Genomic DNA, 15,279 nt, shown 5'->3' on the forward strand with positions numbered 1-15,279 from the left:
CGCGCCTTGCCGCCGTCGTGAGCTCGCTCCGCCGGCCGCGTTCCCGATGAACGGCTACCCGTCGGTTGAACGTTTGCCGAACGACTCCTGAACGCGACGCGACCCGAGCTTGCGTGGCACCCCCTCTCGCACACCCTGCCGCCTCGCACAGCATTGCCATTTGACGATACTGTGTCTCGCACACTATCGTGGCAAGCGTGAAAGACACCGACTTGCTGGACGCGCATCGGCAGGAGCTGTGGCGAGGGACGGTCGTGCTGGCGAGCCTGCTGGCGCTGCAGAAGCCCGGGTACGGCTACGGGCTGCTCGACGCACTGGAGCGCGCGGGGGTGCCCGCGCCGGCCAACACGCTGTACCCGCTGTTGCGCCGCCTGGAGGGTCAAGGGCTGCTGACCAGCGAGTGGGACACCTCGGGCACCCGGCCGCGGAAGTTCTACCGCACCAGCCGCGACGGGCTGCGGCTCGCGCGGGAGCTGCAGAAGGAGTGGCAGGCCATCGACACGGCGCTGAGCCTGCTGGACACCGAAGCGGACCCGGAGACGAAGACCGAAGAAGACACCGAACTGGGGGAACAACCATGAGCACCACACTCACCGACCGATATGTGGCCGCCGCCGTGCGGCATGTCTCGGGCAAGCACCGCGGCGAGATCGACCGCGAGCTGCGGGCCGCGATCGCCGACGACGTCGACGCACGGGTCTCGCTCGGGGAGAGCCCGGGCCAGGCCGAGTACGCGGCGCTGGCCGAGCTCGGCGACCCGGCGCAACTGGCGACGCGGTACGCCGACAAGGCGACCGCGCTGATCGGGCCGGCCACCTACCCGGACTACGCCCGGGCGGTGCGCCTGCTGAGCGCGACCGTCCTGCCCATCACCTACGTCGTGAACGGGATCGGGCACTGGGTGCGCGGCGAAAACGTTGCGGCGGCGATCTTTTCGCCGCTGGGCGCCACGTTGACCGTCGCGATGTACCTGCTCGTCGCGATCACTGTCCTTTATGTACTCGTCGAGCGCTTCGGCAGCGAGCGCGGCCCCGGCGAACCCGACGAGGACTGGAAACCCGACCAGCTCCCGTTCTCCGACGCCACGGCGACCACCACGTGGAACGAAGTCGGCAGCGGCATCGTGCTGGCGGTCCTGCTGGTGGTGGCGCTGTTCGTGCAGCGTTCGGCCACGCTCGTGACAACGGCTTCCGGCGCGCGGGTGCCGGTTCTCGACCCCGCGTTGTGGGGGTTCTGGGTGCCGTTCTTCGTTGTCGTGCTGGTGCTTTCGCTCGCACTGGCGGTGGCGAACCTGCGACTGGGCCGCTGGACGCCCGCGACGGCCGTCGCCGGCACCGTGCTCATCCTCGCGGCGACGGGACCGCTCGCGTACCTGTTCTTCGAGGCGCGCGTACTCGATCCCGCGCTCGGCAGCGGCTTCGCCGAGACCGGCAGCTGGATCGGCTGGCTCGCCCTGGTCGTTCTGGCTGCCGTCACCGTCGCCGTGCTCGCCAAGACCTGGCGCCACCGCGACCGTCAGCGGATCGAGGTCCGATGACGACCACGCTCGCCCCTCCCGAAAAGCCCACCACTCCCCCGGAACTGCGCCGGGAGCTGATCGTCAACCTCGCCATCAACCTCGTCGCCCCGGCCGCGCTCTTCTACGGCCTGCGCGCGCTGGGCGTCAACCAGTGGCTGGCGCTGCTGGCGGGTGTCGTCCCGCCGGCCGTGCGCGCCGTGCAGACGGTGGTCACGAAGCGACGCGTGGACACGCTCGCGGTGTTCACGTTGAGCATCCTGGTGCTGAGCGTCGCGACGTCGTTCCTGTCCGGCAGCCCGCGGTTCCTGCTGGCCAAGGACGGCTGGATGACCGCGGCCGCCGGGCTCTGGATGCTGGCGACGCTGCTGCGGACACCGTTCCTGTACCAGGTGCTGCGGTCGTTCCTCGGCCAGGAGGCGCGCGACCGCATGGAGCGCAACTGGCTCGGCTCGCCCACCTACCGCCACGTGCTGCGCGTGACCACCGCGATGTGGGGTGTGGTGCTCGTGCTCGACGCCGGGGTGCGCGTGGTGCTGGCCTACACGCTGTCCGTGGACCGGGTGCCGCTGATCAGCGGGCTGCAGTACGTGGCCGTGTACCTCGCGCTCGAGGTCGCCACGCGGGTCTACGCCCGTCGCAAGAGTGTCATCGCCGCCATCGCGGCCGAAGTCGGAGAGGAATCACCTGCATGACCGTCGTTCTGATCACCGGAGGTTCGAGCGGCATCGGTGCCGCCGTGGCGCGGCACTTCGCGGCCGAGGGCGCCCGGGTGGTGGTGGCCGACGTCGACGAGGCTGCCGGCGCGGAGGTCGCCGCCGAGGTCGGGGGCCTGTTCGTGCGCACCGACGTCACGCGGCCCGAGGACAACGAGGCCGCCGTGGCCGCGGCGGTGGCCGAGTACGGCGGGCTCGACGTCGTGCACCTCAACGCCGGCACCGGCGGCGCGGGCGGCCTCGACGACTTCGACCTGGAGCGTTATCGCCGCACGTTGGCGGTGAACGTCGACGGCACGATGTTCGGCCTGCGCGCCGCCGTCCCGGCGCTGCGGGCTCATGGCGGTGGCGCGATCGTGGTGACGTCCAGCCTCGCCGGCATCTCGCCGGCCACGTTCGACCCGGTGTACTCGGCGAGCAAGCACGCGATCATCGGCCTGGTGCGGTCACTGGCCCCGGCCTGTGCCGATTCGGGGATCACGCTCAACGCCGTGTGCCCGGGGTTCGTGGAGACGCGGATGATCGGCGGGCTCAAGGACACGCTCGTGGCGAACGGCTTGGCCGTGGCTTCTCCGGCGGAAATCGCGTCCGCGGTCGCGACGATCGCCTCGGGTGAGGGCACTGGAGAGGCGTGGATGCTGCAGGCCGGGCGCGCTCCGGAACGCGTCGAGTTCCCGGTGGTCGAGCTCAGCCAGGCGTGACCGAATCGCGCAAGGTGAGGTAGGCGTCGAGCTGGGCGGCGCCGGCGAGCAGGGCGCGGCTGCGGGCGGTGAGCCGATGCTGCCAGGCGTCGAGGAAGGCGCTCAACGCGTCGGCCCCGCCCGCCTCGCGCAGTGATTCGAGGAACTGCGCGACCTGGCGCAACAGGTAACCGCCACGGCGGAGCTGCCGGGCGATCTCGGCGTCACGCACGCAGTCCGGGCCGTATTCGCGATAACCGGTGGCCCGATTTCGTTCAGGACGCAGGATGCCCTCGGTTTCCCAGGCGCGCAGCGTCGCCGGGTGCACGTCGAGCCGTCGCGCGAGCTCGCCGACGGTCAGCGGCGGGCCTTGCAACGGTGCCGGCGCCGTGGACAGGGTGCCCAGGGCCGCCGCGACTTCAGTGCGGGTGTCGCGTTCGGCGAGCAGAGCGACATGCGCGGCGTCGATGAGCCGGTAGGCGGATTCGGTGTCACCGCGGTGGATCGAGCGCATGATCTCCACTGCCGGCTGGTGCCCGTGGCCCGCGCGCAACGCTAGGAAGGCGCGCAGGCCCTGCGCGTGCAGCGGCGTGTAGCGGCGGTAGCCGCTGTCGCTGCGTCCGGTCGGCGGGAGCACGCCGGCGTCGTCGTAATTGCGGACCGCTTGGGCGGACAACCCGTGCTCCCGCGCGAGGTCGATGGGTCGCAGGGTGAACCTCCGTTTGAGGCTTTCGGCCTTGAACTGCAGGTGGTTCGCATCGAAGTTTCACTCGATTCTTCAACGATACGGTCGAGGACAGGTTTCTCTGGAAGGGGTTTTCCATGTCCACTGCCACCACCCTGCGCGGGGCCGGCCGCGAAATCGGCGACGCGGCGAGCCTGGGCCGCACCGTCGACGAGCTGCTCGCCCAGGCCCGGCCCGCGCTGCTCGCCCTCGGCGAGCCGACGCACGGGATCCGAGCGTTTCCCTTGCTGCGCAACGAACTTCTCGCCCACCTCGTCGAGCGGGGCTACCGGTCGATCTCGCTGGAGACCGACGTTTTCGCCGCGTCCATCGTCAACGACTACGTGACCGGCGGCGCCGGTGACCTCGACGAGGTGCTGAAAACCGGCTTCAGCCACTGGTTCGGTCGCGTGCCGGGCAACCGAGAACTCGTCGAGTGGCTGCGCGAGCACAACGCCGGCCGCGCGCCCGAGGATCAGGTGCGGTTCCACGGCTTCGACGCGCCGACGGAGACCACCTCCGCGCCCAGCCCGCGGCGCGCGCTGACCGCCGTGATCGACTACCTGCCCACAGCGTTGTGTCCGGCCTCGATCCACGACCTGGATTCGTTGCTCGGCGAAGACGACGACTGGACGAACGAGCAGGCCATGTACGACGCGGCCGCGTCGATCGGCGGCTCCGACCGCGCCCGCGCGTTGCGCATCGTCGCCGACGACCTCGCGAGCGCCCTCCACCGCGCGGCGCCCGTGCTCCAGCCCGCCGATCCCCCCGGCTACGCGCTCGCCGCCGCGTACGCACGCACCGCCGTGAGTCTGCTCCGCTACCACGCGGCGATGGCCTTCGCCGCGCCCGATCGGTTCGGGACCCTGCTCAGCCTGCGCGCCGAGATGATGGCCGACAACCTGCTCGCGATGCTCTCGCAGGAGCGGGACCGCGGGCCGAGCCTGGTGTTCGCGCACAACGTGCACCTGCAGCGCGTGCCGTCCACCCTGCAGATGGGCCCGGAGGAGGCGACGTGGGGCAGCGCGGGCGCGCTCGTCGCGTTGACGCTGGGCGAGCGCTACGTCTTCGTCGCCGCCGACGCCAACCCCCACGCGGAACCCGGCACGCTCCAGGGCGAGCTGGCCGCGGCCACCACCCGTCGCGCGCTGTTCCCAGCGCAAGCCCTGCGCGGCGCGCTGCCCGCGTCGACCGGCACGGGCGAGCCGATCCTGCCCGGCCACCTCCCGCTGAGCCCGGCCCAGATCGACGGCGCTGACGCGGTCGTCTTCGTGGCCGACACCGACGGGCAGCGCGTCGAGTACTGGCGTTAGAGCCGGCGGGAGAGGGGGATGCGCAGCGCGGCCTCGGTGCCCGGCACGCGCGCGCCGGTGGAATCCGTGCGCACCTTGCGCAGCGACAGGGACCCGCGCAGTTCCGACTCCACCAGCGTGCGCACGATCTGCAGGCCGAGGCCGTCGCTGCGTTCCAGCGAGAAGCCCGAAGGCAGGCCGCGGCCGTTGTCCCGGATGAGGACGTCGAGCCAGCGCGCCGAGCGTTCCACGATGATCTCGACCTTGCCCGGGCGGCCCTGCGGGAACGCGTGCTCGATGGCGTTCTGCACGAGCTCCGTGAGCACCATGACCAGCGGCGTCGCGATCTCGGCGATGACGATGCCGAACGAGCCCTTGCGCGTGAGCCCCACCTGCGACTCCGCGGTGGCGACCTCGCCGACCATCGGCAGGACGTTGTCGAGCAGCTTGTCGAGGTCCACGCGCTCGTCGACGGAGATCGACAGGGCCTCGTGGACCATCGCGATCGACGAGACGCGCCGCACGGACTCGCCGAGCGCGAGGCGGGCCTCTTCGCTCGTGGTGCGGCGCGACTGCAGCCGCAGCAGCGCCGCGACGGTCTGCAGGTTGTTCTTCACGCGGTGGTGGATCTCGCGGATCGTCGCGTCCTTGGACAGCAGGGCGCGGTCGCGGCGCTTGACCTCGGTGACGTCGCGGACCAGCACGAGCGCGCCGGCCGCCTGACCCGACGGGCGCAGCGGCAGCGCACGGAACAGCACCACGGCGCCGCGGCGGGAATCGGCCTCCGTGCGGGTGGAGGGCTTGCCGTCGAGGGCCTCGATGATGCGGTGCGAGACCTCGGTGGCGTCGAACGGGTCGCGGATCAGCGACCGCGTCAACGGCGCCAGCCGCTGCCCCACCAGGTCGGACTCGTGGCCCATGCGGTGGTAGGCGGACAGGCCGTTGGGGCTGGCGAACACGACGGTGCCGCTCGGGTCGAGGCGGATGAGGCCGTCGCCGACGCGGGGGCTGGTGTGGGTGTCGGCCTGGTTGCCGCCCGGGGGCGGGAACGTGCCGTCGACGATCATCTGGCACAGGTCGCCCGCGCTGCCCAGATACGCGATCTCCAGCGGGCTCGGCACGCGCGGCGCGGCCAGGTTCGTCTCGCGGCTGAGCACGGCGATCACCTCGCCGCCGAAGCTCACCGGCACGGCTTCGCGGCGCATCGGCAGGTCGCGGTACCAGTGCGGGTCTTCCTCGCGGCCGATCTTCCGCTCGCGCACGGCCTTCGCCAGCTCCGGGTGCTCGGCGACGGTGAACCGCGTGCCGACGACATCCTCGGGGTGCGCGGTGGGCGCCGTGGTGGGCCGGGCGTGTGCGACGCACACGAAATCGCCGCCCTCGGGCTGCAGGTCCCTCGCGACGGGGACCCACAGCAGGAAATCGGCGAACGACAGATCGGCCAGCAGCTGCCACTCCGCGACGACGGTCTGCAGATGGTCGGCGGCCTCACCGGGGAGACCGGTGTTCTCGGCGAGCAGGTCGGAAAGGGTGGACACGAGCTACTCGACGACCACGAGTGCGTGGTGCGCGGTTCCTCCGGTCATCCGCCCATCAAACCAGAGCGGACGCCGATCAGCACGGGCGCCGCAGGTGAGCCGGGGCACGCATGACACACTGGAGCGGTTGACCCGAGCCCGGCAGGTGCTCCGGCACCCCGCACCCGGGCCATCCCGCGTGAATACGAGGAGTGAAGCATGTCGAAGCGCGCCCGTAAGCGTCGCGACCGCAAGAAGAACGGCGCGAACCACGGCAAGAAGCCCAACGCCTGATTCCGGCGTCCGGACGCGACACGGCCCCCGCACCACTGGTACGGGGGCCGTCGTCGTCGGAAATCCCGGAAAAGCGTGAGCTCGGGTGTTACTCGCCGGTGCGCTGCTCGACGGTGATCTCGGTGCGCTCGACCGTCACGCCGCCGCGCGTGGCGACGGTCTGGCGGATCGAGGCGCGCAGGCGGCTCTTCAGCTCCGCCGGCGCCAAGTCACCGCCGCACTTGCGATGCAGCAGCTCCTTGATCTGCTCGTCGATGCCGTACTCCTCGAGGCACGGCGGGCAGTCCTCGATGTGGCGGCGCAGCTCGGCGTCGCGCAGGGGGCTGCACTCCTTGTCGAGGAGCAGGTAGATCTCCGAAAGCGCCTCTTCGCAGCGGACCTTGTCCTCGGTCCCCGGCGCGTCACCCGTGCTCATCGCTTCGCCACCTCCTCGCGGTCACCGCGGATGAAGCCGCGCTCGCGCGCGACGTCGGCCAGCAGGTCGCGCAGCTGGGCGCGACCGCGGTGCAGACGGGACATCACGGTGCCGATGGGCGTGTCCATGATCTCGGCGATCTCCTTGTACGCGAAGCCCTCGACGTCCGCCAGGTAGACGGCCAGCCGGAACTCTTCGGGCAGCTTCTGCAGCGCCTGCTTCACGTCGGCGTCGGGGAGGTTGTCCATCGCCTCGACCTCGGCCGAGCGCAGCCCGCTGGAGGTGTGACTCTCCGCCTTGGCGATCTGCCAGTCGGTGATCTCCTCGGTGGGCTGCTGCACCGGCTGCCGCTGACGCTTGCGGTAGCCGTTGATGTAGGTGTTGGTGAGGATGCGGTACATCCACGCCTTGAGGTTCGTGCCGGCCTTGAAGGAGGCGAACGCCGCGTATGCCTTGAGGTAGGTCTCCTGGACCAGGTCCTCGGCGTCGGAGGGGTTCCGCGTCATCCGCATCGCGGCCGAGTACAGCTGATCGAGCAGGGGCATCGCGTCGCGTTCGAAGCGCTCCGCCAGCTCCAGCTCGTCGGCCGCCGTCTCCGGCGCGGTGTTCGGGGTGCTCGGCAAACCGTTCCCTTCCCGTTCGGCGTCGATGCGCTTCTGCGCATACGGCAACGCCGAGTTTACGCGGGGGCTCGGAAGGCCCTGCTCGGTGCTGCGCCTACGAGGGCGGGCAGTGGTAAGCGTCGTGGTCACGTTTCTTTCAACAGAACGTGGCGGGCGTCCATTCCCGACGCCTTCGTAGACTCCGATCCCATGGCGGGCAAGGGAACACCGGCGACGGCGCTGCTCACGAAACACAAGGTGGCGCACACGCTGCACTCGTACGACCACGACCCGCGGGCCGAGTCGTACGGCCTGGAGGCGGTCGAGGCCCTGGGCCTGGAGGCGGCGCGCGTCTTCAAGACACTGGTGGCGGACGTCGACGGCAAGCTGACGGTGGGCGTGGTGCCGGTCACGGGGTCTCTGGACCTCAAGGCGCTGGCCGCCGCGGCCGGAGGCAAGAAGGCGCGGATGGCGGATCCGGCAGCTGCCCAGCGGGCAACCGGGTATGTGCTCGGGGGGATTTCGCCCCTGGGGCACCGGAGCCGTCTGCCGGTGGTGGTGGACGAGTCGGCTTCGGGGTTCGCGACGGTCTACTGCTCGGCCGGGCGGCGGGGGCTCGAGGTGGAGCTGGCGCCTGGGGACCTGGTGCGGTTGACGGGGGCTGTGGTGGCTTCGATCGCCGGCTGAGCACTGTGCACGCCTAGCTGTCCACAACTGGGGGAAGCGTGTGGACAACTACCCGCAGACGCGGCCGAAGTCCTGCCGCGACGAAGTCGCCAGTACTCCAGGTACCTGATGTACTTGACGTACTTGAGGTACCTCCGCATACTGGTCCCCCAAGGCGAGCTGCGGCTGACGCGCGCCGTCGATTCACCACGCGGCTCGGGAGGGAGCGGAAGTGAGCACCTCGGTCCACTACGAAAGCTCGAGTGAAGCCCGCAAGAACCTGAAGAGCCTCTTCGACGCCGCCGGACAGGGTCGCGTGGCCACGATGCGCCGCGACAACGACACGGTGGCGGTCGTGGACGTGGAGCGCCTGCGACACTTCCTGGCGTCCGTTGTCCCCTCGCGCGCCGAGGTGGTGTCCGAGGCCGGCGGGTGGTCGGTGTTCATCCCCGGGCTTCCGGTGGCGGCCGATGCCGAGACCTTCGACGACGCCGTCGCCGACATGGTGGGGGCGCTGCGGGAGTACGCGGACGATTGGCAGGACCACCTGCGCGACGCGCCGAACCACCGGGACAACTGGGGTCTGGTCCAGCTGATCGAGCTCAGCAGCGACGTGGACCTGCAGGCTTGGCTGGTGAACAGCAGCCGATGACGTGGCCGGCACCGACCCGGGCCGATCACGACGCGTTCTGCCGAGCCGAGGGATGGCAACTGGTGCGGGATGCGCGGGGGCGCTCCGTCACGCACCACGTGACCTACGAGCTGCACCTGCCCGACGGGCGCGTGCTGCGGACGAGGATTTCCCGCCCGCCGAACCGGTCGACCTACGGACCGCAGATGTGGCGCGCGATCCTGCGTGACCAGCTCTGCGTGACCGAAGCCGATTTCTGGGCGTGCGTGCAGGACGATGTGGTCCCGGAACGATCCATCGCGCGTCCGGTGGCCGAGGCCGGCGTGCCGGCACAAGTCGTGCACACGCTGATCCACCAGGTCGGCATCCCCGACGCCGAGGTCGCCGCGATGAGCCGCGAGGAAGCGATCGCGCGCGTCAACCAGTTCTGGACCGAGGGCGCCTGACCACTCAGAGGTGCGGCCTCAGCACCCGCCCCAACCACTCCGCCGCCGCGCGCGACACCGCGTCCAAGTCGGCCGACAAGGTGTGGTCCCCCGAGACCATCACCACCTCGTGGTGCGGCCCCGCCGAAGGGCGGCCGAACGGGTCGCGCTCGCCCTGCACCACCAGGGTCGGCACTTCCACCGCATCGAGCTCCGGTTGCCGCGTCTTTTCCGGCCGGCCGGGCGGGTGCTCGGGAAACGCCAGGCACAACACCGCCACAGCCTGGCCGGCCGAAGCTGTCCGGCAGGCAACCCGCGCGCCCGAGGAACGGCCGCCGAAGACCAACGGCAGGTCGTCGAAGTGCGCCGACAACTCGTCCGCCACAGCCAGCCAAGCCGTGTCCAGCTGATTCGCCGGTGCGGGCGCCCGGCGCCCCGCCACCCGGTACGGCTGCTCCACCAAAGCCACGTGCACCCCGGCGGCCTTCGCGGCCCGCGCGACCGCCACCAGGTCCTTGGCCCCGATGCCGCCACCCGCGCCGTGACCGAGCAGGAGCACGGCGGCGCCGTCCTTGGCGCAGTGGAGCTCGGCGCGCGCGGGGCCGTGGGGAGTGTCGATCTCGAGGGTGGTCATGGCGCGTCGAACAGGGTTTCCGAGGCGGCGGGCTCGGCGCGCGTGAGCAGCTGGGGGCCGTTGTTGCGGACGTTGTTGACCAGCGTGGAAATCGGGCGCAGCTCGAGCGACTCGACGAAGTCCGGCGGCGTGGGCACGAGCAGACCGTCCACGGAGGACTGGTCCGGGTCGAGCCAGCCGTCCCAGTGCTCGCCCGGGACGATCAGCGGCATGCGGTCGTGGATGCCCCGCAGCTGGCCCTCGGCGTCGGTCGTGATGATGGAGAACGTGATCAAGGGCTGCTCGTCCGACGAGCCGTCCTTCGGGCGCCAGCTCTCCCAGATCCCGCCGAACGCGAGCGACGAGCCGGAAGGATCCGTCATGTAGAACGGCTCCTTCTCCTTGCCCGTGCGGCGCCATTCGAACCAGCCGTCGGCCGGGACCAGGCAGCGACGCGACTTCAAAGCGCGTTTGAAGGCCGGCTTTTCAGCCGCCGTCTCCGCGCGCGTGTTGATCATGCGCGAGCCGACGGAGGGGTCCTTCGCCCAGAACGGCACGAGGCCCCACTTCATGATCCGCAGCGACCGCTCGGCGGGCTCGTCCTCGAGCACCTGCCCCTCGGCGTCGCGGGGGTGGCGCTGGACCACGGTGACGACGTTCTTGGTCGGCGCGACGTTGTAGTCCTCGCGCGCGGCACCCTCGGTCAAATCGACCGCGGCGAACTCGTCGATCAGCTTCGCCGGGTCCTTCGTCGCCGCGTAACGGCCGCACATGCCAGCCTCCTCGCACCTCTCAAGACGCCATCGTTACACGCAGGCCGGGCCGGGCGCGACCGGCATGGGATCATTTCGACCAGGCAGGACGAGCGGGAGGACGGTGGGCGGTTTGGCGAGAGGCGACTGGAGCAAGCTGGACGAATCCGACGTGCGGGTTCGCCCCGGCAAGGGCACCAGGCCCCGGACCAAACGCCGGCCCGAGCACGCCGATGCCGTCACCGCCATGGTGATCGGCAAGGACCGCGGCCGCTGGACGTGCGCCGTGGACGCCGACCCCGAACGCGTGGTCACGGCCATGCGCGCCCGCGAGATGGGGCGCGTCTCCGTGGTCGTCGGGGACATGGTCGCCCTGGTCGGCGACGTCTCGGGCCTGCAGGACACGCTCGCACGCATCGTCCGCGTCGACGAGCGCACCAGCGTGCTGCGCCGGACCGCCGACGACACCGACCCGTACGAGCGCGTGGTCGTCGCGAACGCCGCCCAGCTGCTGATCGTCACGTCGCTCGCCGATCCCCCGCCGCGGACCGGGTTCATCGACCGCTGTCTGGTCGCCTGCTACGCGGGCGGGCTCGAGCCCGTCCTCTGCCTCACGAAAGCCGACCTGGCCAGCCCCGACGAGCTGCTCGCGAGCTACGCGGGCCTCGACGTGCCGGCCATCGTCACGCGCCACGACGAGAAGCCCGAAGGCCTGGCCGAGCGCCTCGAAGGGCGCGTGTCCGCGTTGGTCGGGCACTCCGGCGTCGGCAAGTCCACGCTGGTCAACCGCCTGGTGCCCGACGCCGAGCTCGCCACGGGCGTCGTCAGCTCCGTCGGCAAGGGACGCCACACGTCCGTGGCGGCCGTCGCGCTGCCGCTGCCCCTCGCGGGCCGCGGCTGGGTGATCGACACGCCGGGCGTGCGGTCGTTCGGGCTGGCGCACGTGACCGCCGACGACATCGTGAACGCCTTCGAGGAGTTCGCCGAGGCCGCCGAGGAGTGCCCCACGAACTGCGGCCACCTCGGCCCGCCGGAGGACCCGGACTGCGCGCTCGACGCCGTCGTCACCGAAGGTCGCGCAAGCGCCGAGCGGCTGGCGTCGCTGCGTCGGCTGCTCGTTTCACGCGCGGGTGGCGCGGAGTGACTCTTGATCACGGGAAAAACGGGCGCTGACGGCGGCCGGAGGTTGGCAACCGCGCGCGGAGCCGATGGGGTGGGAATCCCCACCACAAGGAGCCGCCGCCCGTGCCGACCGACCCCGAGGCCTACCCCCTCGACATCGAGTACGTCCAGAATCCCCACGAGATCGAAGCGAAGCTGCGGATCGAAGCACCCGTCCGGCTGGTGCAGACGCCGCGGGGAATGCGGTCGTGGCTCGTCACCAGGTACGAGGACGTCAAGCAGGTCCTGACCAGCCCGGACGTCCACAAGGACGAGGGCAGGCGCGCCCAGATCATCGCCGAGCGGCACGGCCCGTCGTTCGCGATGCTGTCCCCCGCCTTCCGGCTGCTCGAAGACCACATGCTCAACAGCGACCCGCCGGACCACACACGGCTGCGGCGGCTCGTCGCGAAGGTGTTCACGACCCGCGCGATCGCGCGCCTGCGGCCGCGGATCGAGAGCGTGACCGCCGAGCTGCTCGACGCGATGGCCGGACAGGATCGGGTCGACCTGGTCGCGAGCTTCGCAGCGCCGCTGCCGATGATCGTCATCTGCGAGCTGCTGGGCGTGCCCGAAACCGACCGCGAGAAGTTCGGCTCCTGGGTCGAGGTGATCACGTCGGCCGGTGACCAGCGGCTCGTCGAGGCGTCCGAGCTGTTCCTGGCCTACCTGCGTGACCTCGTCACAGCCAAGCGGGCCGAGCCGGCCGAAGACCTGCTGTCCGACCTGGTCGCCGTGACCGACAGCGGCGACCGCCTGTCGGAGCAGGAGCTCGTCACCATGGCCGAGCTGCTCGTGATCGCGGGGCACGACACCACGGTCAGCCTCATCGCCAACGGCACGCTCGCGCTGCTGCGTGCCCCCGCGCAGCTCGCGGCACTGCGGGCCGACCCGTCGCTCGTGCCGAACGCCATCGAGGAGCTCCTGCGCTACGACGGACCGGTCCACATCGCAACCACGCGGTTCACCACCGCCCCGATCACGGTCGGTGGCATCGAGATCCCGGCGAACGAGTTCCTCTCCGTGTCGCTGCTTTCCGCGAACCGCGACGGCGAGCGGTTCGCGGATCCCGATGAGCTCGACGTGACCCGACCGGTCGGTGGGCACCTGGCGTTCGGGCACGGCATCCACCACTGTCTCGGCGCGCCGCTCGCCCGGTTGGAGGGAGCGATCGCGCTCGGCGCGCTCATCGAACGGTTCCCGGCGCTTCGGCTCGCCGACGGTGCCGATCCGGCGCGGTGGCGGTTCTCGACACTGATGCGCGGACTCGAGGAGCTTCCCGTCGCGACCCGATGACTTCAGCGGGAACCGGCGACGGTCACCGTGCGTCCCATGATTACTCCGCAGGTGGACGACACAACGGGTGATTGATTACCCAAATCGTGATCGAAAGGGCGTAACTGTTGCCCCGATCCAGCGATACTGCGGGTGGAGTAATGACCTTCCTAGGGGGATTGCATGCGCAAAACCACTTTCGTCGTCGCCGCGGGTGCCGCGCTGGCGCTCGTGCTGACCGGCTGTGGTTCGAAGTCTGAGAACGGGACCGCGGCGCCGGCGGGCGACAAGGCCTCCTCGGGGATCGCCTCGCCGTTCGCGAACGTGCTTGAGCTGGCGAAGGCGTCCAAGCAGGGCACCGCGAAGTCGAAGTCGTCGAAGATGTCGATGACCATGTCGGTCGGCGGAAAGAACGTGACCGCCGAGGGACTCATGTCCTACGACCCGGCCAACTTGAAGATGTCGATGACGATGACCACCGACGGTGAGCAGAGCGAGATCCGGCTCATCGACAAGACGATGTACATGAAACTCCCGGCGTCTGAGGCCTCGCAGATGGGCACCGACAAGCCGTGGGTCAAGATCTCGCCCGACGCGAACGACCCGATTTCGAAGGCCCTCGCCGGGAGCATGTCGCAGGCTTCCGAGCAGAGTGACCCGACGAAGATCCTCGACCAGATCAGCGAGGCCGGCCGGATCGTCAGCTCCGACCAGACCACGCTGGACGGCCAGCCGGTGAACCACTACAAGTTCGAGATCGACATCGCCAAGTCGATCGACAAGATGCTGGCCAGTGTTCCGGCCGAGTCCCAGGCCCAGGTCAAGGAATTGCTCAAGGGCAAGGACATCAAGATGCCGGCCGAGCTCTGGGTCAACAAGGACCAGCTCCCGCTCCAGATCACGATGGACGAGAGCGAAATGATGAAGGCGATGGGCGTGCCGGCCTCGGCCGCGGGCTCCGGCAAGATCGTCGTCAAGTACAGCGATTGGGGCGCTCCGGTCGAGGTCACCGCGCCGCCGGCCGACCAGGTCGCGGACCTGGGCGAGATCGCGAAGCACATGGGCGGCTGACCGCTCGCTGCTTGACCCGAAGGGCGCCTCGACAACCGTCGGGGCGCCCTTCGCGCTACTACGGGTAATTCCACTTCCCCCGAACGGGTCTTCGGAGCCGTCTGTGCTTTTGTAGGGTCTCTTTCCGCCGGTCAGGACGGGGTTTTCCGGATGCGCAGGACGGCTTTGGCGTGCGCCGCGCTGCTCGTGATCGGCGGGTGTTCGGCTTCGCCCGAGCGGTTCTCCGACGCGCGTGCCCTGGCCGACGCGGCCGTCGCGGCGACGAACGCCGGTCACTCCGCGAAGTTCACCACCGATGTCGCCGCGGGTGCGCTCGTGTCCCACGGTCAGGGTGAGGCCGTGTTCGGCCCCGGCGGGACGGCGCTGCAGATGACCACGGACTACGTCGGCGAGCCGCTGGAGCTGCGCCTGGTCGCGCAGACGCTGTACGCGAAGGTCCGCCCGAGCGCCCTCGACCAGGTGACCGGCCGCAAACCCTGGGTGAAGGTCTCGCCCGACGGCAGCGACCCATTCTCCCAGGTCCTCGGCGGCAGCCTCGCACAGCTCGCCGAGCAGAACGACCCCGCGCGCACGCTCGAACAGGTCCGCACCGCGGGCACCCTCACTGCCAGCGACGCGACCACCCTCGACGGCACCGACGCCTCCCACTACCGCGTCGACGTCGACTTGGCCCACCTCGGCGCCGAGCTGCCCGCGGGCCTCCCGGCCGACGCGCAGCTCGGTGGCACGAAGGTCCCCCTCGACCTGTGGCTCGACGAGGACAACCGGCCCCTGCAGCTGGTCCTCGACCTGTCGCCCATCCTGCGCGGCTCAGGCGGCCAGGGCAGCGCCCGCATCACAGCGCGCTACTCGGCGTGGGGCTCGCCGGTGAACGTCACGGCCCCGGCAGCCGACCAGATCGGCACGCTCATCGGTGGCTGACGCAGGCG

At 70.4% G+C, this 15,279-nt stretch carries 19 protein-coding genes; 13 read left to right on the forward strand and 6 right to left on the reverse strand.

Translation table 11 applies throughout. From position 1 onward, the window contains the following. Positions 1-197: 197 nt before the first annotated feature. The 4 genes from K1T34_RS10050 to K1T34_RS10065 are packed head-to-tail and all read left to right on the forward strand — an operon-like array spanning position 198 to position 2,933. Positions 198-581, forward strand: coding sequence for a PadR family transcriptional regulator (locus K1T34_RS10050; RefSeq protein ID WP_220244011.1), 384 nt, complete (start codon positions 198-200; stop codon positions 579-581). Next, positions 578-1,537, forward strand: a complete 960-nt coding sequence (locus K1T34_RS10055; RefSeq protein WP_220244012.1) for a permease prefix domain 1-containing protein — start codon at positions 578-580, stop codon at positions 1,535-1,537. The genes K1T34_RS10050 and K1T34_RS10055 overlap by 4 nt, the downstream gene beginning before the upstream one ends. Next, positions 1,534-2,211: a VC0807 family protein gene (locus K1T34_RS10060; protein ID WP_220244013.1), complete on the forward strand. Its 678-nt coding sequence runs from the start codon at positions 1,534-1,536 to the stop codon at positions 2,209-2,211. Before K1T34_RS10055 ends, K1T34_RS10060 begins: the two co-directional genes overlap by 4 nt. Beyond that, positions 2,208-2,933 (forward strand): SDR family NAD(P)-dependent oxidoreductase, encoded by a 726-nt coding sequence (locus tag K1T34_RS10065; RefSeq protein ID WP_220244014.1) that lies wholly within the window; start codon positions 2,208-2,210, stop codon positions 2,931-2,933. Before K1T34_RS10060 ends, K1T34_RS10065 begins: the two co-directional genes overlap by 4 nt. On the opposite strand, the gene K1T34_RS10070 is transcribed toward K1T34_RS10065, so the two are convergent. Next, the gene (locus K1T34_RS10070) at positions 2,920-3,621 is read right to left on the reverse strand and encodes a MerR family transcriptional regulator (RefSeq protein ID WP_220247092.1); all 702 of its coding nucleotides are present in this window, start codon (positions 3,619-3,621) and stop codon (positions 2,920-2,922) included. The genes K1T34_RS10065 and K1T34_RS10070 overlap by 14 nt on opposite strands. A gap of 113 nt (positions 3,622-3,734) precedes the next feature. On the opposite strand from K1T34_RS10070, the gene K1T34_RS10075 reads away from it, so the two are divergent. Then, entirely contained in the window at positions 3,735-4,949 is a 1,215-nt protein-coding gene (locus tag K1T34_RS10075) for an erythromycin esterase family protein (RefSeq protein ID WP_220244015.1), read from the forward strand. On the opposite strand, the gene K1T34_RS10080 is transcribed toward K1T34_RS10075, so the two are convergent. Next, entirely contained in the window at positions 4,946-6,466 is a 1,521-nt protein-coding gene (locus K1T34_RS10080) for a sensor histidine kinase (protein WP_220244016.1), read from the reverse strand. The two genes, K1T34_RS10075 and K1T34_RS10080, sit on opposite strands and share 4 nt — an antisense overlap. Positions 6,467-6,664: 198 nt before the next feature. On the opposite strand from K1T34_RS10080, the gene K1T34_RS54655 reads away from it, so the two are divergent. Further along, positions 6,665-6,739 (forward strand): 50S ribosomal protein bL37, encoded by a 75-nt coding sequence (locus tag K1T34_RS54655; RefSeq protein WP_098515123.1) that lies wholly within the window; start codon positions 6,665-6,667, stop codon positions 6,737-6,739. Positions 6,740-6,827: 88 nt separating this feature from the next. Here K1T34_RS54655 and rsrA read toward each other — a convergent pair whose 3' ends face one another. Next, positions 6,828-7,154, reverse strand: coding sequence for a mycothiol system anti-sigma-R factor (gene rsrA, locus K1T34_RS10085; RefSeq protein WP_220244017.1), 327 nt, complete (start codon positions 7,152-7,154; stop codon positions 6,828-6,830). Further along, positions 7,151-7,777: a sigma-70 family RNA polymerase sigma factor gene (locus tag K1T34_RS10090; protein WP_220244018.1), complete on the reverse strand. Its 627-nt coding sequence runs from the start codon at positions 7,775-7,777 to the stop codon at positions 7,151-7,153. Before K1T34_RS10090 ends, rsrA begins: the two co-directional genes overlap by 4 nt. A gap of 189 nt (positions 7,778-7,966) precedes the next feature. On the opposite strand from K1T34_RS10090, the gene ybaK reads away from it, so the two are divergent. From ybaK to K1T34_RS10105, 3 genes are all read left to right on the forward strand, one after another. Next, the gene (ybaK, locus tag K1T34_RS10095; RefSeq protein ID WP_220244019.1) at positions 7,967-8,443 is read left to right on the forward strand and encodes a Cys-tRNA(Pro) deacylase; all 477 of its coding nucleotides are present in this window, start codon (positions 7,967-7,969) and stop codon (positions 8,441-8,443) included. 211 nt (positions 8,444-8,654) lie between these two features. Beyond that, entirely contained in the window at positions 8,655-9,074 is a 420-nt protein-coding gene (locus tag K1T34_RS10100) for a prevent-host-death protein (protein WP_220244020.1), read from the forward strand. A 62-nt stretch (positions 9,075-9,136) separates the two neighbouring features. After that, positions 9,137-9,499 carry a cytotoxic translational repressor of toxin-antitoxin stability system gene (locus K1T34_RS10105; RefSeq protein ID WP_255638428.1) on the forward strand — a complete coding sequence of 121 codons (363 nt, stop codon included), beginning with the start codon at positions 9,137-9,139 and terminating at the stop codon, positions 9,497-9,499. Between the two features lie 4 nt (positions 9,500-9,503). Here the strand turns inward: K1T34_RS10105 and K1T34_RS10110 are convergent, their stop codons facing one another. Then, positions 9,504-10,112 carry an alpha/beta family hydrolase gene (locus tag K1T34_RS10110; RefSeq protein WP_220244022.1) on the reverse strand — a complete coding sequence of 203 codons (609 nt, stop codon included), beginning with the start codon at positions 10,110-10,112 and terminating at the stop codon, positions 9,504-9,506. Further along, positions 10,109-10,864, reverse strand: a complete 756-nt coding sequence (locus K1T34_RS10115; protein WP_220244023.1) for an SOS response-associated peptidase — start codon at positions 10,862-10,864, stop codon at positions 10,109-10,111. The genes K1T34_RS10110 and K1T34_RS10115 overlap by 4 nt, the downstream gene beginning before the upstream one ends. A gap of 112 nt (positions 10,865-10,976) precedes the next feature. Here K1T34_RS10115 and rsgA point away from each other — a divergent pair, with 112 nt between their 5' ends. From rsgA to K1T34_RS10135, 4 genes are all read left to right on the forward strand, one after another. Continuing rightward, complete coding sequence (gene rsgA, locus K1T34_RS10120) at positions 10,977-11,987, forward strand: ribosome small subunit-dependent GTPase A (RefSeq protein ID WP_220244024.1); 1,011 nt, start codon at positions 10,977-10,979, stop codon at positions 11,985-11,987. Positions 11,988-12,088: 101 nt separating this feature from the next. Then, positions 12,089-13,300 carry a cytochrome P450 gene (locus K1T34_RS10125; RefSeq protein ID WP_255638429.1) on the forward strand — a complete coding sequence of 404 codons (1,212 nt, stop codon included), beginning with the start codon at positions 12,089-12,091 and terminating at the stop codon, positions 13,298-13,300. A 162-nt stretch (positions 13,301-13,462) separates the two neighbouring features. After that, on the forward strand, positions 13,463-14,350 hold the full coding sequence (locus tag K1T34_RS10130) for a hypothetical protein (RefSeq protein WP_220244025.1): 888 nt from the start codon (positions 13,463-13,465) through the stop codon (positions 14,348-14,350). Between the two features lie 150 nt (positions 14,351-14,500). Further along, a complete protein-coding gene (locus K1T34_RS10135) occupies positions 14,501-15,271 on the forward strand; it encodes a hypothetical protein (protein ID WP_220244026.1) in 771 nt (256 codons plus the stop codon). Positions 15,272-15,279 lie beyond the last annotated feature (8 nt).

Source organism: Amycolatopsis sp. DSM 110486 (assembly GCF_019468465.1).
Taxonomy (GTDB): Bacteria; Actinomycetota; Actinomycetes; order Mycobacteriales; family Pseudonocardiaceae; genus Amycolatopsis.